Origin of the sequence: Bacillus sp. FSL K6-0255 (assembly GCF_045040725.1) — a bacterium.
Classification (GTDB): domain Bacteria; phylum Bacillota; class Bacilli; order Bacillales; family Bacillaceae; genus Bacillus; species Bacillus subtilis.
Window position 1 is genome coordinate 2,161,363 of the sequence record NZ_CP150278.1, and the last position, 26,585, is coordinate 2,187,947.

General features: G+C 43.1%; 30 protein-coding genes. 5 read left to right on the forward strand and 25 right to left on the reverse strand.

Features of this window, described 5'->3' with window-relative positions; genetic code table 11:
- Nucleotides 1-32: 32 nt before the first annotated feature.
- From cotD to MHB62_RS10925, 5 genes are all read right to left on the reverse strand, one after another.
- On the reverse strand, nucleotides 33-260 hold the full coding sequence (cotD, locus tag MHB62_RS10905) for a spore coat protein CotD (protein WP_010886551.1): 228 nt from the start codon (nucleotides 258-260) through the stop codon (nucleotides 33-35).
- A gap of 83 nt (nucleotides 261-343) precedes the next feature.
- Nucleotides 344-472 (reverse strand): hypothetical protein, encoded by a 129-nt coding sequence (locus MHB62_RS10910; RefSeq protein ID WP_003230707.1) that lies wholly within the window; start codon nucleotides 470-472, stop codon nucleotides 344-346.
- A 99-nt stretch (nucleotides 473-571) separates the two neighbouring features.
- Nucleotides 572-1,813, reverse strand: coding sequence for a metal-dependent exonucleaseMrfB (gene mrfB, locus MHB62_RS10915; RefSeq protein WP_029726790.1), 1,242 nt, complete (start codon nucleotides 1,811-1,813; stop codon nucleotides 572-574).
- A 15-nt stretch (nucleotides 1,814-1,828) separates the two neighbouring features.
- The gene (mrfA, locus tag MHB62_RS10920) at nucleotides 1,829-4,078 is read right to left on the reverse strand and encodes an ATP-dependent helicase MrfA (RefSeq protein WP_029726789.1); all 2,250 of its coding nucleotides are present in this window, start codon (nucleotides 4,076-4,078) and stop codon (nucleotides 1,829-1,831) included.
- A gap of 102 nt (nucleotides 4,079-4,180) precedes the next feature.
- The gene (locus MHB62_RS10925) at nucleotides 4,181-4,687 is read right to left on the reverse strand and encodes a PTS glucose transporter subunit IIA (RefSeq protein ID WP_026009842.1); all 507 of its coding nucleotides are present in this window, start codon (nucleotides 4,685-4,687) and stop codon (nucleotides 4,181-4,183) included.
- Nucleotides 4,688-4,824: 137 nt separating this feature from the next.
- Here MHB62_RS10925 and MHB62_RS10930 point away from each other — a divergent pair, with 137 nt between their 5' ends.
- On the forward strand, nucleotides 4,825-5,244 hold the full coding sequence (locus MHB62_RS10930) for an Hsp20/alpha crystallin family protein (RefSeq protein WP_004398640.1): 420 nt from the start codon (nucleotides 4,825-4,827) through the stop codon (nucleotides 5,242-5,244).
- Between the two features lie 20 nt (nucleotides 5,245-5,264).
- Here the strand turns inward: MHB62_RS10930 and MHB62_RS10935 are convergent, their stop codons facing one another.
- On the reverse strand, nucleotides 5,265-5,642 hold the full coding sequence (locus MHB62_RS10935; protein WP_004398696.1) for a YppG family protein: 378 nt from the start codon (nucleotides 5,640-5,642) through the stop codon (nucleotides 5,265-5,267).
- A gap of 187 nt (nucleotides 5,643-5,829) precedes the next feature.
- On the opposite strand from MHB62_RS10935, the gene MHB62_RS10940 reads away from it, so the two are divergent.
- Nucleotides 5,830-6,018, forward strand: coding sequence for a YppF family protein (locus MHB62_RS10940; protein ID WP_003230690.1), 189 nt, complete (start codon nucleotides 5,830-5,832; stop codon nucleotides 6,016-6,018).
- Nucleotides 6,019-6,056: 38 nt separating this feature from the next.
- On the opposite strand, the gene MHB62_RS10945 is transcribed toward MHB62_RS10940, so the two are convergent.
- Nucleotides 6,057-6,428, reverse strand: a complete 372-nt coding sequence (locus MHB62_RS10945; protein ID WP_003246080.1) for a YppE family protein — start codon at nucleotides 6,426-6,428, stop codon at nucleotides 6,057-6,059.
- A 45-nt stretch (nucleotides 6,429-6,473) separates the two neighbouring features.
- Nucleotides 6,474-6,719 carry a YppD family protein gene (locus MHB62_RS10950; RefSeq protein WP_032722030.1) on the reverse strand — a complete coding sequence of 82 codons (246 nt, stop codon included), beginning with the start codon at nucleotides 6,717-6,719 and terminating at the stop codon, nucleotides 6,474-6,476.
- Nucleotides 6,720-6,917: 198 nt separating this feature from the next.
- Here MHB62_RS10950 and sspM point away from each other — a divergent pair, with 198 nt between their 5' ends.
- Complete coding sequence (gene sspM / locus MHB62_RS10955; RefSeq protein WP_003225606.1) at nucleotides 6,918-7,022, forward strand: acid-soluble spore protein SspM; 105 nt, start codon at nucleotides 6,918-6,920, stop codon at nucleotides 7,020-7,022.
- A 24-nt stretch (nucleotides 7,023-7,046) separates the two neighbouring features.
- Here sspM and MHB62_RS10960 read toward each other — a convergent pair whose 3' ends face one another.
- Entirely contained in the window at nucleotides 7,047-8,009 is a 963-nt protein-coding gene (locus tag MHB62_RS10960) for a DUF2515 domain-containing protein (RefSeq protein WP_004398707.1), read from the reverse strand.
- A gap of 40 nt (nucleotides 8,010-8,049) precedes the next feature.
- Here MHB62_RS10960 and recU point away from each other — a divergent pair, with 40 nt between their 5' ends.
- Nucleotides 8,050-8,670, forward strand: a complete 621-nt coding sequence (gene recU, locus MHB62_RS10965; RefSeq protein WP_004399067.1) for a Holliday junction resolvase RecU — start codon at nucleotides 8,050-8,052, stop codon at nucleotides 8,668-8,670.
- Nucleotides 8,671-8,691: 21 nt separating this feature from the next.
- Nucleotides 8,692-11,436 (forward strand): transglycosylase domain-containing protein, encoded by a 2,745-nt coding sequence (locus MHB62_RS10970; protein WP_004398589.1) that lies wholly within the window; start codon nucleotides 8,692-8,694, stop codon nucleotides 11,434-11,436.
- A gap of 75 nt (nucleotides 11,437-11,511) precedes the next feature.
- Here the strand turns inward: MHB62_RS10970 and MHB62_RS10975 are convergent, their stop codons facing one another.
- From MHB62_RS10975 to mgsA, 16 genes are all read right to left on the reverse strand, one after another.
- Complete coding sequence (locus tag MHB62_RS10975) at nucleotides 11,512-12,006, reverse strand: YpoC family protein (RefSeq protein ID WP_009967579.1); 495 nt, start codon at nucleotides 12,004-12,006, stop codon at nucleotides 11,512-11,514.
- Nucleotides 12,003-12,662 carry an endonuclease III gene (gene nth, locus MHB62_RS10980; protein WP_009967580.1) on the reverse strand — a complete coding sequence of 220 codons (660 nt, stop codon included), beginning with the start codon at nucleotides 12,660-12,662 and terminating at the stop codon, nucleotides 12,003-12,005. The genes MHB62_RS10975 and nth overlap by 4 nt, the downstream gene beginning before the upstream one ends.
- A gap of 18 nt (nucleotides 12,663-12,680) precedes the next feature.
- Entirely contained in the window at nucleotides 12,681-13,379 is a 699-nt protein-coding gene (dnaD, locus tag MHB62_RS10985; protein ID WP_004398499.1) for a DNA replication protein DnaD, read from the reverse strand.
- 92 nt (nucleotides 13,380-13,471) lie between these two features.
- The gene (gene asnS / locus MHB62_RS10990) at nucleotides 13,472-14,764 is read right to left on the reverse strand and encodes an asparagine--tRNA ligase (RefSeq protein WP_004398777.1); all 1,293 of its coding nucleotides are present in this window, start codon (nucleotides 14,762-14,764) and stop codon (nucleotides 13,472-13,474) included.
- A 143-nt stretch (nucleotides 14,765-14,907) separates the two neighbouring features.
- Complete coding sequence (gene aspB / locus MHB62_RS10995) at nucleotides 14,908-16,089, reverse strand: aspartate transaminase AspB (protein ID WP_004398489.1); 1,182 nt, start codon at nucleotides 16,087-16,089, stop codon at nucleotides 14,908-14,910.
- 22 nt (nucleotides 16,090-16,111) lie between these two features.
- On the reverse strand, nucleotides 16,112-16,597 hold the full coding sequence (gene tseB / locus MHB62_RS11000; protein ID WP_003230665.1) for a cell wall elongation/penicillin-binding protein regulator TseB: 486 nt from the start codon (nucleotides 16,595-16,597) through the stop codon (nucleotides 16,112-16,114).
- Nucleotides 16,598-16,605: 8 nt separating this feature from the next.
- A complete protein-coding gene (locus MHB62_RS11005; RefSeq protein ID WP_003225588.1) occupies nucleotides 16,606-16,776 on the reverse strand; it encodes a YpmA family protein in 171 nt (56 codons plus the stop codon).
- A 142-nt stretch (nucleotides 16,777-16,918) separates the two neighbouring features.
- Nucleotides 16,919-19,714, reverse strand: a complete 2,796-nt coding sequence (gene dinG / locus MHB62_RS11010; RefSeq protein WP_004398920.1) for an ATP-dependent DNA helicase DinG — start codon at nucleotides 19,712-19,714, stop codon at nucleotides 16,919-16,921.
- A 125-nt stretch (nucleotides 19,715-19,839) separates the two neighbouring features.
- A complete protein-coding gene (panD, locus tag MHB62_RS11015) occupies nucleotides 19,840-20,223 on the reverse strand; it encodes an aspartate 1-decarboxylase (RefSeq protein WP_003225586.1) in 384 nt (127 codons plus the stop codon).
- Nucleotide 20,224: 1 nt separating this feature from the next.
- A complete protein-coding gene (gene panC, locus MHB62_RS11020; protein ID WP_003230656.1) occupies nucleotides 20,225-21,085 on the reverse strand; it encodes a pantoate--beta-alanine ligase in 861 nt (286 codons plus the stop codon).
- A 1-nt stretch (nucleotide 21,086) separates the two neighbouring features.
- Nucleotides 21,087-21,920, reverse strand: a complete 834-nt coding sequence (gene panB, locus MHB62_RS11025; protein WP_003230652.1) for a 3-methyl-2-oxobutanoate hydroxymethyltransferase — start codon at nucleotides 21,918-21,920, stop codon at nucleotides 21,087-21,089.
- Between the two features lie 245 nt (nucleotides 21,921-22,165).
- Complete coding sequence (locus MHB62_RS11030; protein ID WP_003230650.1) at nucleotides 22,166-23,143, reverse strand: bifunctional biotin--[acetyl-CoA-carboxylase] synthetase/biotin operon repressor; 978 nt, start codon at nucleotides 23,141-23,143, stop codon at nucleotides 22,166-22,168.
- The gene (locus tag MHB62_RS11035; protein ID WP_003230647.1) at nucleotides 23,128-24,321 is read right to left on the reverse strand and encodes a CCA tRNA nucleotidyltransferase; all 1,194 of its coding nucleotides are present in this window, start codon (nucleotides 24,319-24,321) and stop codon (nucleotides 23,128-23,130) included. The genes MHB62_RS11030 and MHB62_RS11035 overlap by 16 nt, the downstream gene beginning before the upstream one ends.
- A 4-nt stretch (nucleotides 24,322-24,325) precedes the next feature.
- On the reverse strand, nucleotides 24,326-25,459 hold the full coding sequence (gene bshA / locus MHB62_RS11040; protein WP_032722035.1) for an N-acetyl-alpha-D-glucosaminyl L-malate synthase BshA: 1,134 nt from the start codon (nucleotides 25,457-25,459) through the stop codon (nucleotides 24,326-24,328).
- Entirely contained in the window at nucleotides 25,456-26,166 is a 711-nt protein-coding gene (gene bshB1, locus MHB62_RS11045) for a bacillithiol biosynthesis deacetylase BshB1 (protein WP_003230642.1), read from the reverse strand. Before bshB1 ends, bshA begins: the two co-directional genes overlap by 4 nt.
- Entirely contained in the window at nucleotides 26,159-26,572 is a 414-nt protein-coding gene (mgsA, locus tag MHB62_RS11050) for a methylglyoxal synthase (protein ID WP_003230640.1), read from the reverse strand. Before mgsA ends, bshB1 begins: the two co-directional genes overlap by 8 nt.
- Between the last annotated feature and the right edge of the window lie 13 nt (nucleotides 26,573-26,585).

A 26,585-nucleotide genomic window follows, 5' to 3' on the forward strand; every position in this document is an offset into this window, starting at 1 on the left:
TGTTTACACCATCAAGCTGCACGTTTTCCATACTAGTAGTCGCAGCAAGGTTTTCCTGCTTGAAAATGCTGATGCGTAGCCGGGTCAACATTTGAGAAAGTGTGTGGAAAGTAGTGAACGTGCTGAAAATGCTGGTGGTTTACGTTTGTTGTATGCTGTGGGTGAATGTGCGGCACGATAGTCTTCGAAAACGTATGGTGTTCACAGCAATGAGTAGGATGGACAATTGGCGCCATCATATGCGGTCTGCAGTGATGCATGATAAAATCCCCTTTCCATAAACTTTATTACAATACTAAGCTATGAAAAATAAGGGGTACATGTTCTGATGCAAAGACCTATTTTAAAAGTGTGCAATTAAGCTGTCTTTAAAGTTTGAAAACACAAAAGCAATCAAAAATACCACAACAAAGAACAAGTAAAAAACACCCTTATACATACCAACTCTCCCTTTAAAAATAACTAACGTCATTTTACAGGATTCGCCGCTATTCTACAACAAAATCAATGTGAATTCAGCAAAAAAATTCATGGCGAAACAAGTCGTCTTTTGCGCTTTCCCGGGGAATATTTAAGAGGAATATTTCCTCTTCAGCCGGGCAATTCTCACATGCAGTTTTTCAGTTTCTTTCTCTGATAAGCATGCCGCATCGCTAAGCAATTGCTCTGCTACTTGCAATGCTTTTCCGAATTCTTTTTTCTTATGCTCAAAATATTTCGCGAGCTCTATTACAGCAGCGTATCTGCACTTCTGGTTTTGCGAGCGAGACAGCTTTTCCCAAAGCGGCACTGCTTCTTCCAAGCGGTTTTGTTTTTTGTACAGGAGCGATAAATCCAGCCGTGCACTGTCCTGGTCCTCAAACGATTTTTCTATAAGCCTTTCCAACTGCTTGATCGCTTGGTCCGTTTCTTTATGAGCCATAAACCATTTCGCCATAGCATAGGCTTCACTGTGTTCTTTTGGCGCATGTGATTCTGAAAGGATTTTTTTAGACATATGGATGTACAATGAAATGAGTGATAACACATCCATTTCATTATGATGCAGGACACCTTTTAAAAGATCCGGCTCTTGCGCCTTGATAAAATGAAAGTAAAGCATTGGCGCCAAGTAGCCCGGTGTGTCTTCTAGCCTGCGGATGCCGAGCTCCTCTTTTTCAACCGTGCCAAGAGATACACGGTCCATTTTGTGTTTCCACAGGCGTCTAGCTCCATGCAAAAGATCAAAGTGGCCAAACTCCGGAAGCTTCGGAAGTCTGTCACGGATCAAGGTGTGCCTTGTTTTCACCTGCGGCCAATCAAAGGCTTTGCCGTTGTAGGTCACAAGTGATGTAATGTCAACCTCGCTTAAAAAGCTTTGGTACAAGGCGACTTCGTTCCCCGGTTTGGGCAAAAGATGCTGTTTGACTGTCACTCGGTCTTCATATACTCTCGCATGCCCAAGCAAAAAAATGGTATTCCCAGCTCCACCCCCAAGACCGGTTGTTTCTGTATCAAAGAAAAAGAGGTTGTTTTTGTTATACCCTTTTGCTGACAATGTATGCGACAGGCCGCTTTGATTCCACAGTGTGATCACTTCCTCAAGCTCAGAAAAGCTGTATAACCCATGGCGGTGAGAAAGCGAATATTCTACTTCTCTGATGAGGCAATATTCATCTTCGAAGATGAAAGGCTTCATGCCAAAAGCCTCCCACTCTTCTAAAAACGGGATGTCATCAAAGTGGTTTTCTTGTTTGCCTGCTTCTATTTTTTGTTCTCCTTCGTCGAGCGCCATGTGCTTTTTCATCCGTTGGAGTTTCCCTTTTAATGACATATCCGGCCTCCCTCCTTACGACATTTGATCCAACAGCTGCAAAATTCTTTCCTTTGCTTTTATCCCTTCTATTTCCGTACCTATACAAGACGGACAGCCGTCATGACAAGGACAATGTGTAATCAGTTGTTTCGCCGCTTCATTAATGTCTGAAAAACGTTTAAAGACTTCCTCCGCCAAACCGATACCGCCCGGATAATGATCATATAAAAATATGGTTGGCAATCCGGTATGGGCTGCTTTAATTTGAGAAACAACATGAACATCATTTCGATCACACATGATATACACAGGGACAATATGCTGCAGCACATTCGAGATGCCAAGAAGCAGCTGTTCCAGTGTCTTTTCCCCGATGTCTTCATCCGCTGTTTTGATTTCGAGCCAAGCTGCACTTGTATGCAGTTCTTCTTCCGGCAAATGAATAGGTCCAGACCCAATATTTTCAAAAGTGGTCATTTTTATTTTTTTAAAAATGGTCGGCAGGGCATTGACAGTGACGTCTCCGTAGTGCAATGACGTACGGCTTTTTTCTTTCGTTTTATCGATTTCTAATACCTTCAGCTGAACTGCCAGGTTTGCATCCGTATAATATTCGACATCGACTTTTCTGACATACGCCTTTTTATGGTCCCAATCGAGCTTCTCAACTTGATACTGAACGCCTTCATGCAAATAAATCGCTTCATCATGCAAAAGCGTCATCGCACTAAAACGGTCCATTTCACCGATAATCCTTACATTTGCAATATCCGACTGATCAACTATAACGACATTTTCCTGGGAGGCGGAACGCAAACTGATGTTTGAAGCAGGGAACGACTCACTTGCCCAATGGTACCGTTCGCCGTTGCGGTGAAGAACAGCCTCTTCCTCAAGATACTCAAGAATATCACTGACTTCCATGGGTCCAAATTCTTCATCAGCTCTAAAAGGAAGCTCATAAGCCGCACACTTTAAGTGGTCTACTAAAATAATCAAATTCTCCGGATTGATTCTTGCAGATTCAGGCGAACGATTAAAGAAATATTCAGGATGCCGCACAATATATTGGTCAATCGGTGTTGAATTGGCTACCATGATAATCAAAGATTCACCGTGTCTTCTGCCTGCTCGTCCGGCCTGCTGCCAAGCACTTGCAACACTTCCGGGATACCCCGTCATTACACACACTTGCAGCTGTCCGATATCAACACCAAGCTCTAAGGCATTCGTACTGACCACTCCTAAAATGTCGCCTTCTCTCAGGCCTTTTTCGATTTCTCTTCGCTCTTTCGGCAGATAGCCTCCCCGATAGCCTCTGATTGATTTTGTTCCAATCTCTTTTTTCACAAGCTCCTGAATATGGCTTAAAATAATTTCCACCCGAACTCTGCTTCTGGCAAAAACAATGGTCTGCACTTTGTTTTTAAGGAACTCTTTCGCCAGTTCATTCACTTCTACGGTTGCGCTCCTTCTAATATTCAGCGGTTTGTTCACAATTGGCGGATTGTAAAACACAAAATGCTTGCGTCCGCTCGGTGCGCCGTTGTCATCGACCAGCCGCATCGGTTTGCCTGTCAGCTGCTCTCCCAATTCCTTTGGGTTGGCAATTGTTGCGGAAGTACAAATAAAAACCGGATCACTTCCATAAAACCGGCAGATCCGCTTTAGCCGCCGGATCACATTTGCCACATGGCTGCCGAACACACCTCGATACGTATGAAGCTCATCGATGACGATATACTTAAGGTTTTCAAACAAACTGACCCATTTCGTATGATGCGGTAGAATGGCAGAATGCAGCATATCGGGGTTTGTAATGACAATATGACCTGCTTTTCTCACCTTTTGTCTGATTGCCGGAGACGTATCCCCGTCATATGTAAAGCTTTTAATATCAATGCCCATTTCATCAATAATTTCATTTAGCTCGCTCTTTTGGTCTTGTGCCAGCGCTTTAGTCGGAAATAAATATAACGCCCGGTTTGTTTCATCTTGGGCGATGGACTGCAGGACTGGGAGGTTGTAGCATAACGTTTTTCCTGATGCTGTTGGCGTTACGGTAACGATGCTCTCTCCTTTTTGCACATATTGAAAAGCGGAATATTGGTGAGTATATAGTTCATCAATGCCCCTTTTCGAAAGGGCCGCTTTGATTCTCTCGTCTATACTTTCGGGCATAGGCCTTGTTTTTGCTTCCCGAGGCTCAATTTCATGCCAATTCACAACGTTTTCATTTCCTTTTAAATCAGAAATGAGTTCAGTCAGTGATTTCTTTTTCATTCTTTACACCTCTTTGTCAAGTACAGTTTACCGAATATTTGTTTGCATGGCTAGGTGCAAATTTTATACAGTTGAATAAAAAAAGCAAGGCATACGCCCTGCTTATTTCGCTTTTATTGTAAAGAGCTTTGATTCGCCTTTACGAGCAGCCTTTTCGCCTGCCAATACCATTGATCCTACAGCCTCACCATTCATTATAACGATTGGGATGACTGTGCTGCTCGCTTTTTCTTTTATTAATTCCAAATCACATGTAATCAGCGGGTCACCGACCTTCACTTTATCCCCTTCTTTAATGTGGGCAGTAAATCCTTCTCCGTTCATATTGACTGTCTCCAGCCCGACATGAATTAACAGCTCAATTCCCGAGCGAGTCCGAATGCCAACGGCGTGTTTGGTGTGGAAAATCTGAATGACTTCACCTTCAGCGGGAGAAACGATTTCACCGCTAGAAGGTTCCACCGCTATTCCTTCTCCCATCATTTTCTGTGAAAAAACAGGGTCCGGTACATCTGACAGGTCCATTACTGTACCGTCTGCCGGAGAATAAATAACCTCTTCTGTCACCTTTTCCTGAATTTTGCCCATTCCGAATAATTTTTTCAGCAATGTATTTTCTCCCTTCTCATTCACTTCAACCGTTATCCCTTCATTCACCACTATTTAACCACACTTTCAATTTTGCTTCAATTTATAACAACATCTGGCATAGACGCATAATCTGGTTAAAAAAGGCGGTGGCGATATTGGAATTCCATGATGACAAAAAGAACGAACTGCAAAAGAAAGAAGAAATCATAACGGAGGCAATCGACACTCTTTTTCAATCCTCAGCGTTCGGCAACCTTATAAACGGATTTCAGAACCTAATCAACTCGAGTTTAAAGGATGTGCAGACGACCATACATGTCAGAGAAAGAGATACTGGGCTGTATATCGATATTACCATTCCGGCGACGTTTCGAGATGGCGAGATCGTCGTTGATGTTAAATCGAGGTATCTCCATGTAACACTCCAAGAAAAACAGAAACACCAAAATGAGGCTACCTTTACAAGCATGACAAGAACGGTTCAGCTGCCTTATGAAGTTCGCCAAGAAGATATGGAAACGTCTTGGAACGAGCAGACAATGACACTTTTCTTTCCAAAAAATAAGCATGAATGAACGATTCATTCATGCTTCTATCATTTAAAAAAGCTGGTAAATCCCTTTATTAAAGATCCGACCTGATTCATTGCACTCATTACTTGACCTGTCGTATCCATCATTTTATTAAAATCAAATTGCCCATTGGCTTTTTTGAACTGCGACATAATGCTTTGAAATTGTGAAGGCTGCTGTTGATTAGGCCTTGGGATAGGATAAGGGTTAGAAAATACAGGCGGCTGCATAGGCATAGGCTGGATCGGAGCATAAGGCTGATAATAATCCTGCTGTCCATAATGCTGCTGAGGCAGTTGTTGCTCTAAATAACCGGGTGCAGCCTGCTGATAATATCCTTGCATATGCTGAGGATAATAATAGCCCATTTGCCGAGGATAGCTTCGAGAGCTCCCGTTCATTGCGATTCCCCCCTAAACACAACATATTTCTCTTCTATATATGTATGAATGACTTCTATTGTTTGTGTCACAAGTGATGATTAGCATTTGTCAAATTGTGTCGAAAGTTTAAATTTTTTAAAAACAGAAAAAAGTCGAATCATTATGGTACCATATTTTCAATACAGATGAGAGGGGATGCACCATAATGAACGTATCATACTTAAGCAAACGTTTTGCAGAAATGAAGAAATATGAAACAGACTGTATGAATAAACTGATGGACTTTGCCAAGTTCCTCTATATTCAAGGACATCTCAGCATAACTGAGTTTCGTAACAGTATGAAGGTTCTCGAAGCAAATGGAGCAGAAAGCCCGGCATATGAGATGAATTAACGTCCGGCCCCCTATAAAAACGAAAAGAAGACAGCCTTTTACCGGCTGTCTTCTCTTGCAATTTCATCCTTTACTGCGTGCAATGTATAAAGGACTGACTCAGTGATGTCCTTGAATCGTTTTTTATGAATATGATGAACATAAGATTGAAGGACCAATTCCAGGAAATTATCCTTTACGGCCTCAATTTGCTCTTTATGCACATATTTTGGCCGGCGGACTTTTATCAATTCAAGAGCACCCTCTGCCCAGCGAGCAGCCAGTTCATCATTCTCTTCAACTGCAGGCTTTATCGTCTCAAAAAAATCATAAGAATGATTACTGTTTTTTCCTTCCTGATACCGATCAGCGCCTTTTTCAGCAACTTCAATCATTTGCTCGGTCATTTCCAGCAAAGTTTGTGATAGCAATATCTTTCACCTCAATGCCTATCGTACCAAATTTCACTCACAAATTCAGCCGATGCGGTATACCTTCTCAAACGCATACCTGTGTTCAGGCGATTGATACAGCTCATTTATACAAATATGAAGATCTATGATTTCTTCTTCGAGCACACTTAGGCGATCGTTCTCCGTTTCCTGCATCTCAGCCTCTAATGCATTTACAGAATGATTCAGGCTTTGCTCAGCTCGCGTTAATTCATCTTCTATATCAGAAAGCATACGGAGAATATCTGTCTTGCATACATAACCGGACATTCGTGTACCTCCCTTTCCTTGTCTCTCCCGGTTAACATTCTTTGCTCTCAAGGCTCTTTCCTTCCTCATGACAAAACTAGAAGCAAATCGCCAAACAAACAGGTATTCCACGAAAAGCTGAAGTTTTCGACAAAAACACCCGCAAAAATTGTATGATCCTCCTCATTAATGCAAACGATACTTGTGAGGAGGTGCCGTATGAAAACAAGACCGAAAAAAGCCGGCCAGCAAAAAAAGACTGAATCAAAGGCAATCGATTCTTTAGATAAAAAATTAGGCGGCCCGAACCGCCCTTCTACGTAAGAAGCAAGGAATTTCCTTGCTTCTTTATTTTTTCAGCCACTGCTCCACCGCAAAAAGCGCATGAAGCTGGCGCTTTTTATGTAAATACCAGTCTGTCAATTCAATCTGCTTCGGCAATTCCTCGCGCCTAAAGAACGTTTTCTTTATCTTTCCATGAAACCAATCTGTTTTCGTTCCGTCTAATGAGTGGATTAACTCAGGGTAGCATGTCCTTAGCATAGGAGATGTTCTTTTTGTAATCCCGATCATCTTTTCCATATCAAAACGGGAACCTGTGTGCGGCACTGTGTGCAAAAAGTGATAAAAAGAGGAGAACAATTCTGGCTTGAACAGCAATTGAGACAGCTGCTTTCCCAGCCTTATCCTTTCCTCCGCCTTTGAAAAGCGTTTCACTGAAATGCCGTAAAAAAACCCATTTGAGGAAGGAAAAATAACGGTGTTAAAATGAAACCAGTCACTTAAATAAAAAGGAATCGTGTCAAAAACATTCTTTTTAAACGAAGGATTTTGTATAATAGGTGTTTGGATAGTGTTTTGTTCATTTATAATGAGGGCATACATTAGCCGCTCCGTATTTCGCTCATGCCAAAAACGGGTCCATTCTTCCGACATAAATTGTGAGACGCCAAACACATGCAGCAGATGAAACAGCGGTTTCCCAACTCTTTTTGACCAGTGGTATAAAAGAAGCTGCGGATAGGCATCCGAAAAAATAAGCCAGTTCGCTCTTTCATAGGCTAAAAAGAACCATTTTTGCTGTCTCTCACGGAGTCCAAGCTGAAACAGACTGCCTTTTAAGTCAGTCATTGACCAGCCGGCATTACGAGAAACGAAAGAAGCCAAAAGCGACCATTTGATTTCCGGATGACGGTCGTAAAATGCTTTATAAGCATTTGTTCTTGAAATGTTATCCGCGTTTTTCATTTTTGTCTGCCGCTCAATCCGGCTCAGAAGCTTTCTGATGGCCTGTTGTTCTTGCACGTTCATTCACTTCCGTCATGATTAGTTTAATAAGGAGGATGAGAAAGTGATTCGGTATCCTAATGGAAAAACATTTCAGCCGAAACATTCGGTTTCATCCCAAAACAGTCAGAAAAGGGCCCCGTCTTACAGTAATCGCGGAATGACCCTCGAAGATGACTTAAACGAAACGAATAAGTATTATCTGACAAACCAAATTGCCGTTATACACAAAAAGCCGACACCTGTTCAAATTGTAAATGTCCATTATCCAAAAAGAAGTGCCGCAGTGATTAAAGAAGCTTACTTTAAACAATCATCGACAACAGACTACAATGGGATTTACAAAGGGCGGTATATTGATTTTGAGGCGAAAGAAACGAAAAACAAGACCTCTTTCCCCCTGCAGAATTTTCATGACCATCAAATCGAGCATATGAAGCAGGTAAAGGCTCAAGACGGTATTTGTTTTGTTATTATATCCGCTTTCGACCAGGTTTATTTTTTGGAAGCCGATAAGCTGTTTTATTTCTGGGACAGAAAAGAAAAAAACGGCAGAAAATCAATTCGAAAAGATGAGTTGGAAGAAACAGCTTATCCGATTTCTCTTGGATACGCACCCAGAATTGATTATATTAGTATTATTGAACAGCTTTATTTTTCGCCATCATCTGGTGCGAAAGGTTGATTAACGAAAGGTTGAGATGTTATGTCAGATCAATTTAACAGCCGTGAAGCTCGACGAAAAGCGAACAGCAAATCGAGTCCTTCACCGAAAAAAGGCAAGAAACGAAAAAAGGGCGGATTGTTTAAAAAGACCCTTTTCACTTTACTCATTCTGTTTGTTTTAGGCGTAGTCGGCGGTGCTGTTACATTTGCCGTCATGGTTTCTGATGCGCCGTCCCTTGATGAAAGCAAATTGAAGACGCCTTATTCATCAACGATTTATGATAAAAATGGAAAAGAGATCGCCGAAGTCGGCGCCGAAAAACGGACCTACGTCTCGATAGATGAAATTCCCGATGTTGTAAAAGAAGCCTTTATCGCGACAGAAGACGCTCGTTTTTATGAGCACCACGGGATTGACCCTGTCCGTATCGGCGGTGCATTAGTTGCCAACTTTAAAGACGGCTTCGGGGCTGAAGGCGGAAGTACGATCACCCAGCAGGTCGTCAAAAACTCCCTTCTTTCACATCAGAAGACGTTGAAACGGAAGGTGCAGGAAGTATGGCTTTCGATTCAGCTGGAGCGCAATTACTCTAAAGATGAAATTTTAGAAATGTATTTAAACCGGATTTATTTTTCTCCTAGAGCATACGGAATCGGAAAAGCGGCGGAAGAATTTTTCGGCGTTACTGATTTAAGCAAATTGACTGTCGAACAGGCTGCGACGCTTGCAGGAATGCCGCAGAGCCCAACAGCGTACAACCCGGTCAAAAACCCGGATAAAGCGGAAAAACGACGGAACATCGTACTCAGTCTGATGAAAAAGCAAGGATTTATTTCTGATTCTCAATATAACAAAGCGAAAAAAGTGGCAGTGAAAGACGAAGGCGTCGTGTCACAGAAGGAATATGAAAAAGCAAGTACAAACAAATACAGCGCATTTGTTGAAGAGGTTATGAAGGAAATTGATGAAAAATCTGATGTCGATCCATCTGCTGACGGATTAAAGATCTATACGACATTAGATACAAAAGCACAAGATAAACTAGATGAATTAATGGACGGAGACACCGTCGGATTTACTGAAGGCATGCAGGGCGGTGTGACGCTTCTCGATACCAAAAACGGAGAAGTCCGAGCGATTGGTGCGGGACGCAATCAGCCTGTCGGAGGCTTTAACTATGCTACTCAAACTAAGGCACAGCCTGGTTCGACCATAAAACCGATTTTGGACTACGGACCAGTTATTGAAAATAAGAAATGGTCCACATACGAACAAATTGATGACTCAGCTTATACGTATTCTAACGGAAAACCGATTCGTGATTGGGACCGCAAATATCTAGGGCCTATCTCAATGCGTTACGCTCTGGCCCAATCAAGAAATATACCTGCTTTAAAAGCATTCCAGGCAGTCGGTAAAGATACTGCTGTAGACTTTGCAAATGGACTCGGGCTTGGTTTAACAAAAGATAATGTAACAGAGGCCTATTCTATTGGCGGTTTCGGTGGGAACGATGGTGTTTCTCCTCTGACAATGGCAGGTGCATACAGCGCGTTTGGAAATAACGGAACGTATAATGAACCGCATTTTGTAAAATCTATCGAATTTAACGATGGCACGAAGCTTGACTTAACACCAAAATCAAAATCAGCCATGAGTGATTATACTGCGTTTATGATTACAGATATGCTGAAAACAGCTGTGAAGACAGGTACTGGACAGCTTGCACAAGTACCTGGTGTAGAAGTTGCAGGAAAAACAGGAACGACTAACTTTGATGATAATGAAGTCAAAAGGTACAATATCGCTAGCGGTGGCGCCCGAGATTCTTGGTTCGTTGGCTACACACCGCAATATACAGCTGCCGTCTGGACGGGAATGGGAGAAAACGAGGCTGGAAAGAAATCACTTTCAGCTGAAGAGCAAAAAGTTGCAAAGCGCATCTTCGCCCAGCTCATCGCCGATGTCGATGACGGAAGCGGATCATTTGAGAAGCCTGACAGCGTAGTGGAAGCCACCGTAGAAAAAGGTTCTAATCCGGCAAAACTGGCAGGGCCAAATACGCCAAGCGATAAGAAGCTCACAGAGTACTTTGTTAAAGGCACAGCTCCTTCTACTGTTTCTAAAACATATGAGAAAGAAGAAAAAGAGGAAACAGCTAAACTGTCTGGTTTAAACGTGAAATACGATAAAGACAATCAATCTTTAACGTTAAGCTGGAATTACGACGGAGATGCGACCTTTGCTGTTAAGCAATCTGTTGACGGCGGCAGCTACTCGGAAATTCAAAACAGCTCTGCAAAAGAGGCAGTTATTTCGGGTGTGCAGCCAGGATCTGTATACAAATTCGAAGTAACAGCCGTCAGTGATGATGGCAAAAGTACAGCTTCCACATCTTATGAGGTGCCAAAAGCTGAAGACGATGAAGATAAAAAAGACCAGCAACAAACGGATGATGAAAAACAAGATGATGAGAAGACTCAGGATGATACACAAACTGATGATTCTCAAAAAGATGACGGTCAGACGGATCAAGATCAGACAGATGATTCAACAAACGATCAAGACAAAAAACAAGACAATACGAACACCAATCCGTCCGACAACAATAACCAAGACCAATCAAACGATAATGATAACGACAACAGTAACAACCAGGATACGTCGGATGGTGATTCGAACTCTGGTAAGAATGATTCAACAGGTTCTGACACGAATAAAAATAAAACAGACACATCTAATAAAACACAAACAAACTCATCATCCATTGAAAAAACAAATTAAACAAAAAAGCCGTCACCTTTGGGGTGATGGCTTTTTTGGTACACAATAAAAAACCTCCCGTTTTAACAGGAGGTTTTATCGATTCATCGCATGATATTTATAAAAATGCTTTTTCATTTCGGTAATCAGCTCATCAAGCTGAATAAAGCAATGGTATTGGGTCGGCTTAAGAAGAATAAATTCCACTCGTTCAGCCCAATTAATCGGCTTTGCGGGATATGATTTCTCCCTCAGTTCTTGCCAATCGAGCGATTTCACCGGCTCACCTGCTGTCCAATGTAACGAAGCCAGCAAACACACAATGCCCTTTAACATTTCGTTTTGGTCACATCTCGATTTTCGTGTTTGAAAGACTGGGAGAAGTGATGCTTTGATGTCATCCCACACTTCAAATAAAAGCGGAACGTATTTCCCGCTGTCCTCCCATGGCAAATCGCCTTGTAATTCCGTGCAGAAATCAAAATACACGGGATTGGTCTGCAAGGTTTTCTTCATATCCGAGGAACTCTTCTGGCCAAGACTGCGCAAGTATTGCTCATAGGAAGCCAACACTTCTTTTGCTTGCGTCATCGTTTCACCAGTCCTTTTTTATCCCTCTTCTGCCCTTCTCTGCACAAAGAAAGCAGCGGACACTCCGCACAGCGCGGAGATTGGGCTTTACAGTGATATCTGCCGAAGAAAATAAGCCGGTGATGCGTAACGGACCAATCTTCTTTGGGAACCTTGCGCATCAGCGTCTTTTCAACTTCCAGAACCGAGTCCTTCCACCGGCAAATGCCCAATCGTTTGCTGACTCTCTCCACATGGGTATCTACGGCTATGGCCGGCACGCCAAACGCAACGGATACCACTACGTTTGCGGTCTTTCTCCCGACCCCTGGCAGTTTGACAAGCTCATCGCGGTCTCTCGGCACTTCTCCGCCGTAATCTTCAATAATCATTTTACTCAGCTTTTGAATATTTTTCGCTTTATTACGATATAAACCGATTGATTTAATATCCTGCTGAAGCTCTTCCAGCGGAACAGCCAAATAGTCTTCCGGCCGTTTATATTTTTGGAATAATGTTTTGGTCACTCTGTTTACAAGTGCATCTGTACATTGCGCAGATAAAGCAACAGCCACCACTAATTCAAAAGGATTGGAATGAACCAGTTCACACTCCGCATGAGGAAACATGTCACCTATCTTGTCTAAACAGAATTCAATTTGTTTTAGATTTAACACGATTGTCACCTTTTCACTTTATTGTTCAAGCCAATTGTAAAAAGGAACCTGCCTTTTATACTCTTTTTGCGGTTCATTCTGCTTTGCTTGTACACGCCGGAATTTTTGGCTGTGTATTTTTGCCTGCTCCACAGTTTTAAGCCCATTTTTCTTCCATTCAAACAAAATCCGGTCAATGTAGCGGAAACTGAGTTTTCCTGATAGTACAGCCTCTTTTAACGCGTGTTTGATCAGTTGTGCGTCATGCTGATCCTGGTCCTGCCAGATCGCCAGCGTTTCACACTCCAAAGGCGATAACGGTCTTGCGAACTCTTCCTCAAAAATGGTATAAAGGCTTTTTTGTTCCCCTTCTGCTTTTCTTTCCTGTGTTTGATTCTGTGCAAGCTGAATATACTCGTACAGCTTGCCCCATAAAGGCTGAAGAGAATATTTCTCAAATTTGATGCCGTTTTGATCCTCGCATTCTTCAATAAACAGAAAGCCTTTTTGAATAAACATCCGCAATCTGTTTGTACATTCTTCAACAGAAATTGACATACCTTCCTGCAGCTGATTCGGTGTAGGAAAATATGATCCTTTTTCTAAATGCATTTTAATTTTTAACAGCAGAATAAGTTCTGTTTCATTAAGCCCAAGCTGTTTATAATGCGTGAGCAGAAGATTGGGGATGGTTGATGTTCCCTGCTCCTGCATATCAATAAATTGCTGTTTTTTCATCGTCACACCTCTTACTGTAAAGGATTGTGATTGCCCCTTTACTGTAAAAAGTCTCCCTTGCAGGAGACTCTTTTTTGTTTCATTTGAATGTATTACGGATACAGACGGTTTAACAGTCTTGGGAACGGAATCGTTTCACGAACGTGAGGCGCTCCGCTGATCCAAGCTACTGTCCGCTCTAATCCAAGGCCGAAGCCGGAATGAGGAACTGATCCATATTTTCTAAGTTCAGCATACCATTTATAAGCGTCAGAATCCAGTCCATGTTCTTTAAGACGCGATTCCAAAAGTTCCATATCGTGAATCCGTTCAGACCCGCCGATGATTTCTCCATAGCCTTCCGGCGCAATCAAGTCAGCGCAAAGCACAACGTCCTCACGGTCAGAAGCCGGCTGCATATAGAACGGTTTTAAGGACGTCGGATAGCGAGTGATGAATACCGGTTTGTCATAATGTTCAGCAATCGCTGTTTCATGAGGCGCTCCGAAATCATCTCCCCACTCGATATCGTCAAAGCCTTTTTCTTTCAGAAATTCAATCGCTTCATCATACGTAATTCTTGGGAACGGGGCTTTGATTTGCTCAAGTTTTGACGTGTCTCTTCCCAATGTGTTTAGTTCAATTTTGCAATTTTTAAGAACTGATTGCACGATGAAAGAAACGTAATTTTCCTGTACTTGAAGGTTTTCTTCAAATTCTACAAACGCCATTTCCGGTTCGATCATCCAGAATTCGATTAAGTGACGCTTTGTTTTAGACTTTTCCGCTCTGAATGTCGGTCCGAAAGAGAATACTTTTCCTAAAGCCATTGCCGCAGCTTCCATGTAGAGCTGTCCGCTTTGAGACAGATATGCATCTTCATCAAAGTACTTTGTCGCAAAGAGTTCTGTTGTTCCTTCAGGTGCGCTTCCAGTCAAAATCGGCGGATCCACTTTTACGAAGCCTTCGTTATTAAAGAATTCGTAAGTCGCGCGAATGATTTCATTACGGATTTTCATGATCGCATGCTGGCGCTTTGAACGCAGCCATAAATGTCTGTGATCCATCAAAAATTCCGTTCCGTGTTCTTTTGGTGTAATTGGATAATCGGTCGCTTCGTGAATGACTTCAATATCTGTCACAGCAAGTTCATATCCAAGCGGAGAACGCTCGTCCTCTTTGACAATCCCTTTTATATAGAGCGACGTTTCCTGCGTCACTGATTTAGCTGTTTGGAAAATGCTTTCTTCCACTTCCGCTTTTACTACGACACCCTGAATAAAACCGGTACCGTCCCGAAGCTGTAAAAACGCAATTTTCCCGCTTGAACGCTTATTAGCGACCCAAGCTCCGATCGTTACTTCCTCACCTACGTGCTTGTACACTTGGTTGATTGTTGTTTTCAACATATTTCCCTCCAAAACAAGAAAGACATTCGGAAGCTCATTGCCCCGCGAACTCTTTTATCATCACTTTATTATACCCGCTCTTAACTAACCGGGTCAATGCAGATAAAAAGCGGCTTTTCTGTCAGCCGCTTTTTGATCTGTTAGCTATGTTTTTCTACAAAACGCTTGATTCTTTCAATGGCTTCTTCAAGAAGATCTAACGATGTTGCATAAGAAAGACGGACATTCTCAGGAGAGCCAAATCCGGATCCTGGAACAATCGCAACTTTTTCCTCCTCGAGAAGCGCTTTAACAAATTCATCTACATCTTTGAAACCGCAAGATTGAGCTGCCTCTTTTGCATTTGGGAACAAGTAAAAAGCACCTTCCGGCTTCACGCAGCTGAACCCTGGGATTTCTATGAGCTTTGCATAGATCGTATTTAATCTATGTTCAAATGCTTCTCTCATTTCTTCCAATGGCTCAGAAGGCCCGTTATAAGCAGCAATCGCTCCGTATTGTGCGATTGATGTCGGGTTTGACGTGCTGTGGCTTGCAAGGTTCGTCATCGCTTTAATAATGTCTTCAGAGCCTGCCGCATAACCGATTCTCCAGCCTGTCATGCTGTGGGACTTCGATACGCCGTTTATAATGACCGTTTGCTCTTTCAGTCTGTCTGACAGCTGTGCAATGGAAACATGTTTCTTTCCGCCGTATGTAAGTTTTTCATAAATTTCATCTGACACAATCAAGATATCATGTTCAAGGCACACTTCACCGAGCGCAGATAGTTCTTCTTCCGTATACATGACACCAGTCGGGTTGCTTGGAGAGTTAATAACGATTGCTTTTGTTTTTTCCGTAATTGCATTTTTCAGCTGCTCAGGCGAAATTTTGAAGTGATTTTCCTCAAGCCCTTCTACATAAACAGGCTTTCCGCCAGCGAGTTTCACCTGCTCCGGGTAGCTTACCCAGTAAGGCGTTGGAATAATAACTTCATCTTCTTCATCCAAAATCACTTGGAAAAGGGTATACAGAGCATGTTTGGCACCAGTGCAGACAATAATTTGAGACGGTTTGTATTCAATATTCTGGTCGCGTTTAAATTTCTCTGCAATGCTGTTTTTCAGTTCAGCCAAACCACCGGAAGGCGTGTATTTCGTATGGCCCTCGTTCATCGAACGCACAGCGGCATCAATAATATGCTGCGGTGTATTGAAGTCAGGCTCGCCTGCTCCTAAGCCGATGACATCATGGCCTGCGGCTTTCAGTTCTTTCGCTTTCGCTGTGATTGCCAGTGTGGTTGATGGTGTTAATGCGGATACTCTTTTTGCCAGTTTCAACTTGAACTCCCCCTAATTCGTCTTAAGGCGTGATATTTTTGAGAATCTTTCCAGTTGTAAAGTCCACATAACTTAAACTGTATTGCCCTTCTTTGTCTAAGTACGTCACTTCCCAAAGCAGGACGTTTCCTTCTCTTGCCAGATGAACCTCTTTTTGCTTTGAAACCAGCCCTTCATCCTTTATGATTTTCGCCGCTTTGTCTTCAGAGATTCCCTCTTTCGCTTCTTTTGAGAGAATTTTTGCTTTTTTATCAGCAGGAACCCAGACATATAATGCAGTGCCTTTTTTATCCGTTCCCTTTACAACATAATATTTTTCTTTTCCGACAAATGTTTCGACTTGATCAACATGGGCGAGATCGGTTTCTTTTTTAGCTTCAGCAGCTGCTGCTTCGTGCCCCTCTTCCTTTTGTGCCATGGCTGATTTATAAATGCTTGCCGAGACAAGAAGTACTGCTAAAAAAATAATACCAAAAATGACGGTAAATATTAATGCTTTTTTTCTCATCTTCTCACCTACGTACGATAAATGGTAAAAACGGCTTGGTTTTTGTTTTCTTCATCCAGCGCAAGGCCGAACATCAGATTGTCTCTTTTCAGTGTACGATTCAATGTGTCCACAATTTTATACAGATCATCAGAATGCTCTACATTAATTGTTGAAAGAATTTCGATTTTACTTTCCATTTTTTCATCCTCCAGTTTGAACAAATATTGTTAGTCATACTCCATTTCAGGACACGCCATACTAGTATCACAGAGCGGGAAATCCGCTTTTAAATAAAACACCATCCTACTCCCACACCGCAAAAGCCGCTTTATGCGGCTTTTATTCTTTTTCCCCTGCAACATAAGCTTCAAGCTCGCTGTCAGTCATTTCGGATACTGAGGTTGTCGGCAAGGCATCAAGAAACAGCCGGCCGTAACCAGCGGTTTTAATCCGTCTGTCCAATATAATAATCGTTCCCTTGTCTCCCGCAGAACGCAGCAAGCGTCCGATTCCTTGCCTGAAGGTCAGCACAGCTTCCGGTAATGACACTGTTTGAAACGGATTCTTTCCTTTTTTGCGGGCAAGCTCACATTTTGCAGCATGAAGCGGGTGATCAGGGGACCGGAATGGGAGCCTCACGATCATTACTGTCGTCAGCTCATCACCAGGGAAATCAACGCCTTCCCAAAAATGATTTGTTCCGAGCAGGATCGCCTGATTGGATGTTTTAAAAGTCTTCATCAGTTTGCCGGGACTTCCGCCTGTAATCCCTTGTGCCAAGAGCTGAATGCCGGAAGCACTCATGTTATGCTTAAGCTCCTGGTGAACCTTTTTCAGCATATCATGGGATGTAAACAGCACAAGGATTTTAGGCTGTTTTTCCTTTGCCATCAGTTCGATATAACGGGCTGTATCCTGTATAAATTCAGGTTGCCCTGTATCCTGAATTGATTTCATTTCTTTTGGAATCATCACCTGCATACGCTCATCGTAAGAAAAGGGTGACTCAATTCTCATTGTCCGCGGGAAAAAGTCACTCAGTCCCAGTCGTTCAATCATAAATTGAAAAGAACCTTCGACTGTAAGAGTTGCAGATGTCAGCACCACACTATTTTTGCGCGCGAAAAACTGATCAGCCAGAAGTTCACCAGGTTCAAGAGGCTGTGCGTAAATGGCCACTGCATTTTTCGCACCCTTTGCATCTATTTCAATCCAAACCGCTTCATCGTCATCAGAGCCAAAGAAGAGCTTCTGCAACGTCTGACAGTAATGCTGCAAGCCTTTCATGCTTCTTTGGTATTCATCGGCTAAAAAGACGGTTTTGCTCTTCATGCCCTTCAAATGTTTTTCCATAAGGGATGACTGCGCCTCAAAAAGCTGCTGCAAATGTGTCAGCATGGAACAAAGCCTCTCCGCACCATCTGTTAAGATCGACCAGCTTTTATCCTGGCTTTCTTTGTTCACCTTAAACACTAGACGGTTTAAGTCTTCTTTAGGTTTTCTTCGTTTGACAAAAGAATGTACAGAGCTAAAGAAAGCATCACTTTCTGCTTGAACGTGCTGAAGCCACTCTTCCAATTCGAAAAATGAATCAACCGGCAGGCTGTTTCGCTGGAATAGCTGTCTCATCTTTTTTAGAAGTCCCTGCTCCTTCAGAGTGCCGATTCTGCTCAATTTCGTATGCAATTCTATGTACGTGGCTCTTTTCCCTAAATGTTCGCTTGCCGCACGTTCAAAATGGTGTGCTTCATCAATAATAAATGTGCCGCTTTCGGGAAGCCTTTTTTTATGGCTGCCTTCATCGGTCAGCAAAAGAGAATGATTGGTGATCACCAAATCGGAACGCATAGCAATCTGTTTGGCCCGCTCGTAAAAACCGATCACATGCTCACTGCGACTTCTTTTATAGGAGTCATCGTCATAAGCCAATCTGTCCCACAGCAATTTTCCGCCTGAAGGCAAATTCAGTTCCGCTACATCTCCTGTATTTGTCTCTGTCAGCCAAACAAGAAGCTGTGCCTTTGTCAGTACGGCATCATAATTATCATCTTCTTCATGAAGCACCTGCTCAAATTTATACAGGCATAAATAATGCGATTGCCCTTTTAAAATCGCCGCTGTTACCGGAAATGGAAACAGATCTTGGACAATCGGCAAATCCTTTGTGAGAATCTGCTGCTGTAAAAGCGTCGAATACGTGCTGATTATGACCGGCTTTTTTGATTTCTTGGCAAAAAGCGCAGCCGGAATAAGATAGCCAATCGTTTTTCCGATGCCTGGAGGAGCTTCAATCAGCGCATGCTCACGATTGGCAAACGCATCAGCCACCTCTCTCATCATCATCATTTGGCCGTCTCTTTTTTCATACCCAGGCATTAACTCTGACAGCGCTTTTTCATTTCCCGCTTCCCAGCTTTCGATCTCAAATGAGAAGTTCTCGTCCTCATTTATACGAACATCGATAGCTTCAGGTTCTCTGACAGAAAACGAAGAAAAGCGCGTATAGCCCGGTATCTCGGTATGTCTGTTTTCATTAATGAACATATCCAACAAATGCGTCAGATCACTGATGAAATGCTGCGAAAGCCTTCTTAACTGCTTTAATGTCGGATAAGGAAGCTGCCGCAGCTTTTCAAGGATTTCCAAAAAAATAAGCCCTGTCACTTCAGCATCGCTGTCAGCCCGGTGCGGCTGATCATGCCGCAGCTGAAGCTCCTCGCTTAATTCCGTCAGCTTATACCCTTCAAATCCCGGAAAAACAATGCGTGAGAGCTCGACAGTATCAAGCACTTCACAATCTGGGAGCTGAAAGCCCGCCTTATGTAGCTCATACTTGACAAATCCAAGGTCAAAATGGATATTGTGGGCGACAAAATAAGCGCCGTCAAGCAATTGGAATACTTCTTCAGCAACTGCTTCAAATGGCTGTTCATTCTCGACCATTTGATTAGAGATTCCAGTAAGCTGCTCAATAAAAGCAGGGATTGATTTATTTGGATTAATGTATTTTGAAAACCGCTCAGTAATTTGTCCATTTTCGATTACAACCGCTGCGATTTGTATGATTTTATCGCCTTTCTTCGGCGAATTCCCTGTTGTCTCTACATCTATAACAACGAACCGTTGCTTATTCATTAAAATGGACACCTCAATTCTTGCATACGACAAAAGTGTAACACGTTTTGTACGGAAATGGAGCGGCAAAACCGTTTTACTCTCAAAATCTTAAAAGAAAACCCCCGATAAAGGGGGCTTTTCTTCTACAAAATTGTACGGGCTGGTTCGTTCCCCAGCATTTGTTCAATTTTGTTTTGATCATTCAGAACAGCCACTTTCGGCTCATGGCTTGCCGCTTCTTGATCAGACATCATTTTGTAGGAAATAATAATGACCTTATCTCCTTCCTGCACAAGGCGTGCGGCTGCACCGTTTAAGCATATGACGCCGCTTCCCCGTTTACCAGGAATAATATACGTTTCAAGACGTGCTCCATTATTATTATTCACAATTTGTACTTTTTCATTAGGAAGCATTCCCACAGCATCAATGAGATCTTCATCAATTGTAATGCTTCCCACATAGTTCAGGTTTGCTTCCGTAACAGTTGCCCTGTGAAGTTTGCCGCTCATCATTGTTCGATACATATTATATTCTCTCCATTTCTCGAATATCAATAATGATATTATCTATTAAACGCGCTTTTGAAAAAGCAACTGCAACAGCGAGAATCATCTTTCCAGCAATTTCATTCACAGGCTCGAGTTCCGGATAGGAATAAAGCTCTACATAGTCTATGGTTCCGCTAGTCGTTTCAATGATATCTTTTGCAGCTTTTATCACCGCTTCAGGATCTCTTTCACCGGCTTGGACAAGTTCCGCACTTGTTTGAAGGGCCCGATACAGCTTAGGCGCTTCTTTTCTTTCCTCAGCTGTTAAGTATACATTGCGAGAGCTTTTGGCTAAGCCGTCTTCCTCTCTGACCGTATCGACAGGAACCAATTCAATATCCATGAAGAAGTCGCTGATTAACCCATCAACAACAGCTACCTGCTGCGCATCTTTTAAACCGAAATAGGCACGAGTCGGCTTGACTAGATTGAAAAGCTTCGTCAGTACGATCGCGACCCCGTCAAAATGTCCTTCTCTTGAGCGCCCGCATAACACGTCTGTGCGTCTTTCTACATGAATCGTGACATTCTTTTCACCGGGATACATATCATGAGCATCTGGCGTAAAAAGAATATCGACTCCGGCGTTTTCTGCAAGAGCTGCATCCCGCTCAATATCGCGCGGATATGCTTCAAAATCTTCATTAGGGCCGAATTGTGCAGGATTCACAAAAATACTCATAATAACGGCGTCGTTTTCTTGTCTTGCTTTGTCTGCTAAGGTTAAATGCCCCTCATGCAGAAACCCCATCGTCGGAACAAATCCGATTGACTTGCCCTCTGAATGGTATTGTTTTATGGCTTCTTTCAGCTGTGAAATATCAGTAATCTGTCTCATCTTATTTTCCCCCGTACAAGCCGTCAAGCACTGTCTGGTTCATTTGAAAGGAATGCTTTTGTTCAGGGAAAGCACGATGTCTTACATCCTGAACATATCCGCTGATTGCTGTTTCGATGGTTTCATCAATGCGCGTATATTGCTTTACAAATTTAGGTGTTCTCTCAACACCGTGGCCGATAATATCATGATAAACGAGAACTTGTCCGTCCGCTTTCACACCAGCCCCGATTCCAATGACCGGTATGCTTAGCGTCTCGGCAATTTTGGCTGTGAGTTCTGCCGGCACACATTCCAGCACAAGCATCATAGCTCCTGCTTCTTCGCATTTTATACTGTCTTCTATTAATTTTTTGGCGCTTTGTTCGTCTTTGCCCTGTACTTTATAGCCGCCCAGTACGCCGACTGACTGCGGTGTCAAACCTAAGTGACTGACTACTGGAATGCCTCCAAGCGTCAATGCGCGAATGGATTCAAACACGCCTTCTCCGCCCTCAAGCTTCAGTGCGTCAGCTCCGCTTTCCTGAACGATAGCCGCTGCATTTTTCAGCGTATCTTCCTTAGACAGGTGATAAGACATAAACGGCATATCTGTCACAATAAAGGTATTCGGCGCACCCCTTTTAACGGCTTTTGTATGATGGATCATGTCCGCAACTGTCACACCGACAGTTGAATCAAGGCCGAGGACGACCATTCCAAGTGAATCACCGACTAAAATCATGTCAACTCCCGCTTGTTCAGCAAGTTTAGCTGCCGGATAATCATAAGCGGTCAGCATGACAATCGGTTCTTCAGACTCCTTCATTTTTAGAAAATCCAGTTTTGTTTTCATGTTTTCTCCTCCTCATGTTTAGAGGAGATGATCTGCCGTTTTCTTCTGCAAGCCAAAAAACCTTCCGTTACAACGAGAAGGATTCTTCACTTTCTAAAGTTCGGCGAGTTTCATCCCTCTGTCCCAGTCCTTTTTTGGATCAAGGCAGACTGCTGCAATGTCTATCTATTTTAATAATAGGTGCAGTTCGCAGGCGATACTGCCCAATGGAAGTATACCAAAATCAACGGGCTTGTACCAACACATTAGCCCAATTCGATATCGGCAGAATAGATTTTTTTAATGCCTTCGTTCGTTTCTAAAAGCAGAACGCCTTCATCATCTATACCTAACGCCTTACCGTAAAAGGTTCCGTTTAACGTTCTGGCTCTCATATTAGTGCCAATACCGAGCGCATAGCTTTCCCATAAAAGCTTAATCGGCGTAAATCCGTGCGTCATATAATCCCGGTACCGTTTCTCAAAGCATAGTAAAATATGCTGGATGACGCCGGCCCGATCAATTTTTTCCCCAGCAGCTTGGCTGAGGCTTGTCGCGATGTCCTTCAATTCATCTGGAAAATCATTAGGCTGCTGGTTAACGTTAATGCCGATCCCAATGATCACTGAACGTACGCGGTCTTCTTCAGCCTGCATTTCCGTTAGGATACCGACTGTTTTTTTTCCGTTAATCAAAATATCATTTGGCCATTTAATATCCGTTTGGATGCCTGCTGCCTCTTCTATTCCCTGCACAACAGCTACTGCAGCAAGCAGAGTCAGCTGCGGTGTTTTTTGGAGCGGAATGTCAGGCCGCAAAATCAGGCTCATCCAAACACCGTTTCCTTCTTGAGAATGCCATACCCTAGACATTCGGCCCCTTCCGGCTGTTTGTTTGTCAGCCACCACAAGGGTGCCTTCCGGTGCGTTATTATTCGCGAGCTCATGAGCCGTTTTTTGCGTGCTTGAAAGAACGTCATGGTAAATAAGATGCTGGCCCATCACTTCCGTTTTTAATCCAAAACGAATTTCGCTTTCACTGAGTTTTCCGGGTTTTTTGATGAGCCGATATCCTTTTCTTCTAACGGCTTCTACTTCATAACCCTCTTTCCGAAGCTCTTCAATATGCTTCCACACAGCAGTTCTTGAACAGCCGAGAGCATCACTGATTTTTTGGCCGGAAATAAATTCATTGCCGGCCTGAGAAAATAATTCAATAAGGTCTTTTCTTAATGTTGACCGCATGTCTTCAGCCACTCCTCTATGTGTTTCTTTTGATTGGAGAGCTTCCCTGTCACAACAGCCTGCTCGATCCACTGTAATTCTTCTGACACCCATTTTCCGGCCGGCCGGTTTCGAAGCGCAAGCAAGTCCTTACCCGTGATATCAAGATCCTTAAGGCTTTTGATCGGCAGGTTTTGATAAGCGTACTGAATGTCCTTCAGTTTCTTTTCATCCAGTTTTTCGTTTTGCCGAAGCTGCGATATTTTGGCCGCTGAGAGCAGTGCTTTTTTCCCAGCTCTGTACATTGTCATTGCGTCAAGGCTCTGGCCAAACGTATCGGCAATGTGAATGGCTTCCTTGATCACTTTTCCCGGGAGCTTCCAGGCTTTCAGGAAAAGGGGCGCGTCTTTCAAAACTATGCCAAGGTTAATTAAAAGAGCAGCCCAAAGCTCCTCACGGGATGTTAAAGAGAAGAATGGAAACTCACTCGTTGAAATCAGGTTTTCTCGTTTATGATAAAAACCAGGAAGCTCTTCATACAATCTCGTTTGAATGAGTGTTTGAAGCGCCTGGCGAGAAGCTCTTCCCTGCAGCAATTTCTCGAACTCTATAGTTTTTCGTTCGACTGAAACATGGGAGAGGAGTGATTTTTCTTTCGCAATGGCTTCTTCTGTTTCCGGTGAAAGCGTAAAGCCAAGCTGGCTCATAAAGCGTACGGCTCTCAGCATACGAAGCGCATCCTCTTGAAATCTATCCTCAGGCTTTCCAACGGTTCGAATCACTTTCTGATCAATATCTTTCTTGCCGCCAAAATAATCAAGCACCTTCCCGTCCGCTGTCATGGCCATCGCATTGATCGTTAAATCTCTGCGTTTTAGATCCTCTTCTAATGATGAGATAAATTGCACTTCTGACGGTCTTCTGAAATCAACATAATCAGATTCAGTCCGGAATGTCGTGACTTCATAGGTTTCATCCTCCCAGAGCACAATAATGGTCCCGTGCTCTTTGCCTACATCAACAGTCCGCTGAAACAGCCGTTCTACTTGATCAGGTGCCGCATCTGTCGCGATATCGACATCTCCGATCGTTCGTTTCATATAGCTGTCACGAACTGCGCCCCCGACAAAATAAGCCTGATGGCCCGCTTCGATTAAGATGCGGAGCACGGGAAGTGCTTTGATAAAAACTTTTTCCATGTGATCACTCCGGTTCTGCTAAATCGGCATAAATCTGTTCATACTGGCTGACAATTTTTTTAGAAGAAAATTCATTTTCAAGCATCTCTATTGCCGCCTTTGTAAAACGATTGCTTAGCTGTTCATCTTCTAAAATGCTCATCGCGCGGGCTGTTGCGGCCGTAACATCACCGACATCCACCAAAAATCCGCTCACATTGTTTTTTATAACCTCAGGGATACCGCCAATGTTTGTTCCAATACAAGGCACTCCGCAAGCCATCGCTTCAAGCAGGACAAGGCCAAAGCTTTCTTTTTCAGATAGCAGCAGCTTCAAATTGCTAATAGAATAAAGATCTTCAACACGGTCTTGATTTCCAAGCATTAAGACTTGGTCTTCCAAGCCATATTTTCTGATAAGCTCGCAGGCTGTCGATTTCTCCGGACCGTCTCCGACTAAAAGCAGCTTCGCTTTCGTTTTGCCAGCGATATTGCGGAACACACGGATGACATCCTGCACGCGTTTAACTTTTCTGAAGTTGGACACATGGATGACGACTTTTTCATCTGGTAAAATTCCATGTTTCTCTTTAATTGCCGCTGTGTTTTTCTTCAGATACACGCGCTCGTCTATAAAGTTATAAATCGTTTCAATTTTTTTCTCCGGTTTAATTAAATCGTATGTTTCAGCCGCAAGCGCTGAGGAGACGGCCGTCACCCTGTCTGATGACTCAATAGCAAAACGGATCAGATCTTTTAGAGACGGATCATAACCTAACACCGTGATATCCGTGCCATGCAAAGTGGTAACAATGCCGATATTGCGTTTCAGCATTTGTTTTGCAAGATAGGCGCAAACGGCATGCGGGAGAGCATAGTGAGCATGGATAATGTCTAAATTCTCCCGTTCCGCCACCTCAGCGATTTTGCTTGCCAATGTCAAATCATACGGAGGATACTTAAAAACAGCATATTGATTAACCTCAACTTCATGAAAATGAATATTGGGATGATATGTATTCAGTCTAAACGGAATGCTTGATGTGATGAAATGGATTTCATGTCCCTTTTCAGCAAGCTGCTTCCCCAGTTCTGTCGCAATGATACCTGAGCCTCCAACGCTCGGATAGCATGTGATTCCTATTTTTAGTTTTCTCATTGTTCGCCCCCAAGCACATCATGATCAAGCATCAGCATCCGTTTGGAAAAGAAACCTTCGGCATACTCCACGCCCGCTTCTTTACCGTAAAGCTTTTCTCTCGCTTCAACGATTTCAATATACCCATTCGTCAGAGGAGTAGAAACGGAATCCTTTGACGGGATAAACTGGCTTTTGTAGGCGTTGAGGCTTTGTTTCTTTGCCTCTATTGTATCCGAGATATCAATAACAAAATCCGGCTGATGAAAACCATTTATCATATAATAGTAAACCTTGCTGACTTTATGCGCCGGAAGGCTTTTTTCGTCTTTATATTTATGGATTCCGGCGGAAAAGATCGCTTCTTCCACCAGTGCAGCCGCATTGCCGTGATCCGGATGGCGATCCTTTTTATACGGCATAAAAACCGCTTTTGGCCGACAGATTCTGATGACAGTGACAATTGACCGAATTGCCTGATCACTCATTATTAGGCCGCGGTCTGGAAGCGTTAGCTGAATTCTTTTATCTGCGCCTAATATGCGGGCTGCTTCAGCTGCTTCTTCTTTACGCAAACTGACCGTACCGTTAGAAGAGAGTTCCGCTTCTGTCAAATCGCATATCATTACTTTTTTTTCCTGTTTGACAAACTTCGCTATTGTGCCGCCCATTCCGATCTCGACATCATCACTGTGGGCGCCAAAAGCAAGAACGTCAGCATTATACATTCGGCTCTTCTCCCCGAAGAAGGTCACGGAATTCGAAAACACCTTCATCAAGTGTGCGCACAAGAATTTCCGCAGTACCCATATTTGTGGCGAGCGGAATGGAATACACATCACATAAACGGATTAATGCCGAGACATCCGGTTCATGCGGCTGCGCGGTCAGCGGGTCGCGCAAAAAAATGACAAGATCGAGTGCATTGGCAGCGATCAGTGCACCGATTTGCTGGTCTCCCCCTAAAGGGCCGGATTGAAAACGTTCAATTTGAAGACCTGTCGCCTCATGAATTTTCAACCCTGTGGTTCCGGTTGCGTATAGATCATGATTCTTTAAAATATCCCGATAGGCAGTCGTAAATTGAACCATGTCCTGTTTTTTCTTGTCATGCGCGATCAAAGCAATTTTCATTGTTTATCCCCCC

Coding starts and splice junctions, on each gene's coding strand:
- cotD (WP_010886551.1), bottom strand. CDS start 260: ATGCATCACTGCAGACCGCATATGATGGCGCCAATTGTCCATCCTACT.
- MHB62_RS10910 (WP_003230707.1), bottom strand. CDS start 472: ATGACGTTAGTTATTTTTAAAGGGAGAGTTGGTATGTATAAGGGTGTT.
- mrfB (WP_029726790.1), bottom strand. CDS start 1,813: ATGTCATTAAAAGGGAAACTCCAACGGATGAAAAAGCACATGGCGCTC.
- mrfA (WP_029726789.1), bottom strand. CDS start 4,078: ATGAAAAAGAAATCACTGACTGAACTCATTTCTGATTTAAAAGGAAAT.
- MHB62_RS10935 (WP_004398696.1), bottom strand. CDS start 5,642: ATGAACGGGAGCTCTCGAAGCTATCCTCGGCAAATGGGCTATTATTAT.
- MHB62_RS10940 (WP_003230690.1), top strand. CDS start 5,830: ATGAACGTATCATACTTAAGCAAACGTTTTGCAGAAATGAAGAAATAT.
- MHB62_RS10950 (WP_032722030.1), bottom strand. CDS start 6,719: ATGTCCGGTTATGTATGCAAGACAGATATTCTCCGTATGCTTTCTGAT.
- sspM (WP_003225606.1), top strand. CDS start 6,918: ATGAAAACAAGACCGAAAAAAGCCGGCCAGCAAAAAAAGACTGAATCA.
- MHB62_RS10960 (WP_004398707.1), bottom strand. CDS start 8,009: ATGAACGTGCAAGAACAACAGGCCATCAGAAAGCTTCTGAGCCGGATT.
- MHB62_RS10970 (WP_004398589.1), top strand. CDS start 8,692: ATGTCAGATCAATTTAACAGCCGTGAAGCTCGACGAAAAGCGAACAGC.
- MHB62_RS10975 (WP_009967579.1), bottom strand. CDS start 12,006: ATGACGCAAGCAAAAGAAGTGTTGGCTTCCTATGAGCAATACTTGCGC.
- dnaD (WP_004398499.1), bottom strand. CDS start 13,379: ATGAAAAAACAGCAATTTATTGATATGCAGGAGCAGGGAACATCAACC.
- tseB (WP_003230665.1), bottom strand. CDS start 16,597: ATGAGAAAAAAAGCATTAATATTTACCGTCATTTTTGGTATTATTTTT.
- MHB62_RS11005 (WP_003225588.1), bottom strand. CDS start 16,776: ATGGAAAGTAAAATCGAAATTCTTTCAACAATTAATGTAGAGCATTCT.
- dinG (WP_004398920.1), bottom strand. CDS start 19,714: ATGAATAAGCAACGGTTCGTTGTTATAGATGTAGAGACAACAGGGAAT.
- panD (WP_003225586.1), bottom strand. CDS start 20,223: ATGTATCGAACAATGATGAGCGGCAAACTTCACAGGGCAACTGTTACG.
- panC (WP_003230656.1), bottom strand. CDS start 21,085: ATGAGACAGATTACTGATATTTCACAGCTGAAAGAAGCCATAAAACAA.
- panB (WP_003230652.1), bottom strand. CDS start 21,920: ATGAAAACAAAACTGGATTTTCTAAAAATGAAGGAGTCTGAAGAACCG.
- MHB62_RS11030 (WP_003230650.1), bottom strand. CDS start 23,143: ATGCGGTCAACATTAAGAAAAGACCTTATTGAATTATTTTCTCAGGCC.
- MHB62_RS11035 (WP_003230647.1), bottom strand. CDS start 24,321: ATGGAAAAAGTTTTTATCAAAGCACTTCCCGTGCTCCGCATCTTAATC.
- bshA (WP_032722035.1), bottom strand. CDS start 25,459: ATGAGAAAACTAAAAATAGGAATCACATGCTATCCGAGCGTTGGAGGC.
- bshB1 (WP_003230642.1), bottom strand. CDS start 26,166: ATGTATAATGCTGACGTTCTTGCTTTTGGCGCCCACAGTGATGATGTC.
- mgsA (WP_003230640.1), bottom strand. CDS start 26,572: ATGAAAATTGCTTTGATCGCGCATGACAAGAAAAAACAGGACATGGTT.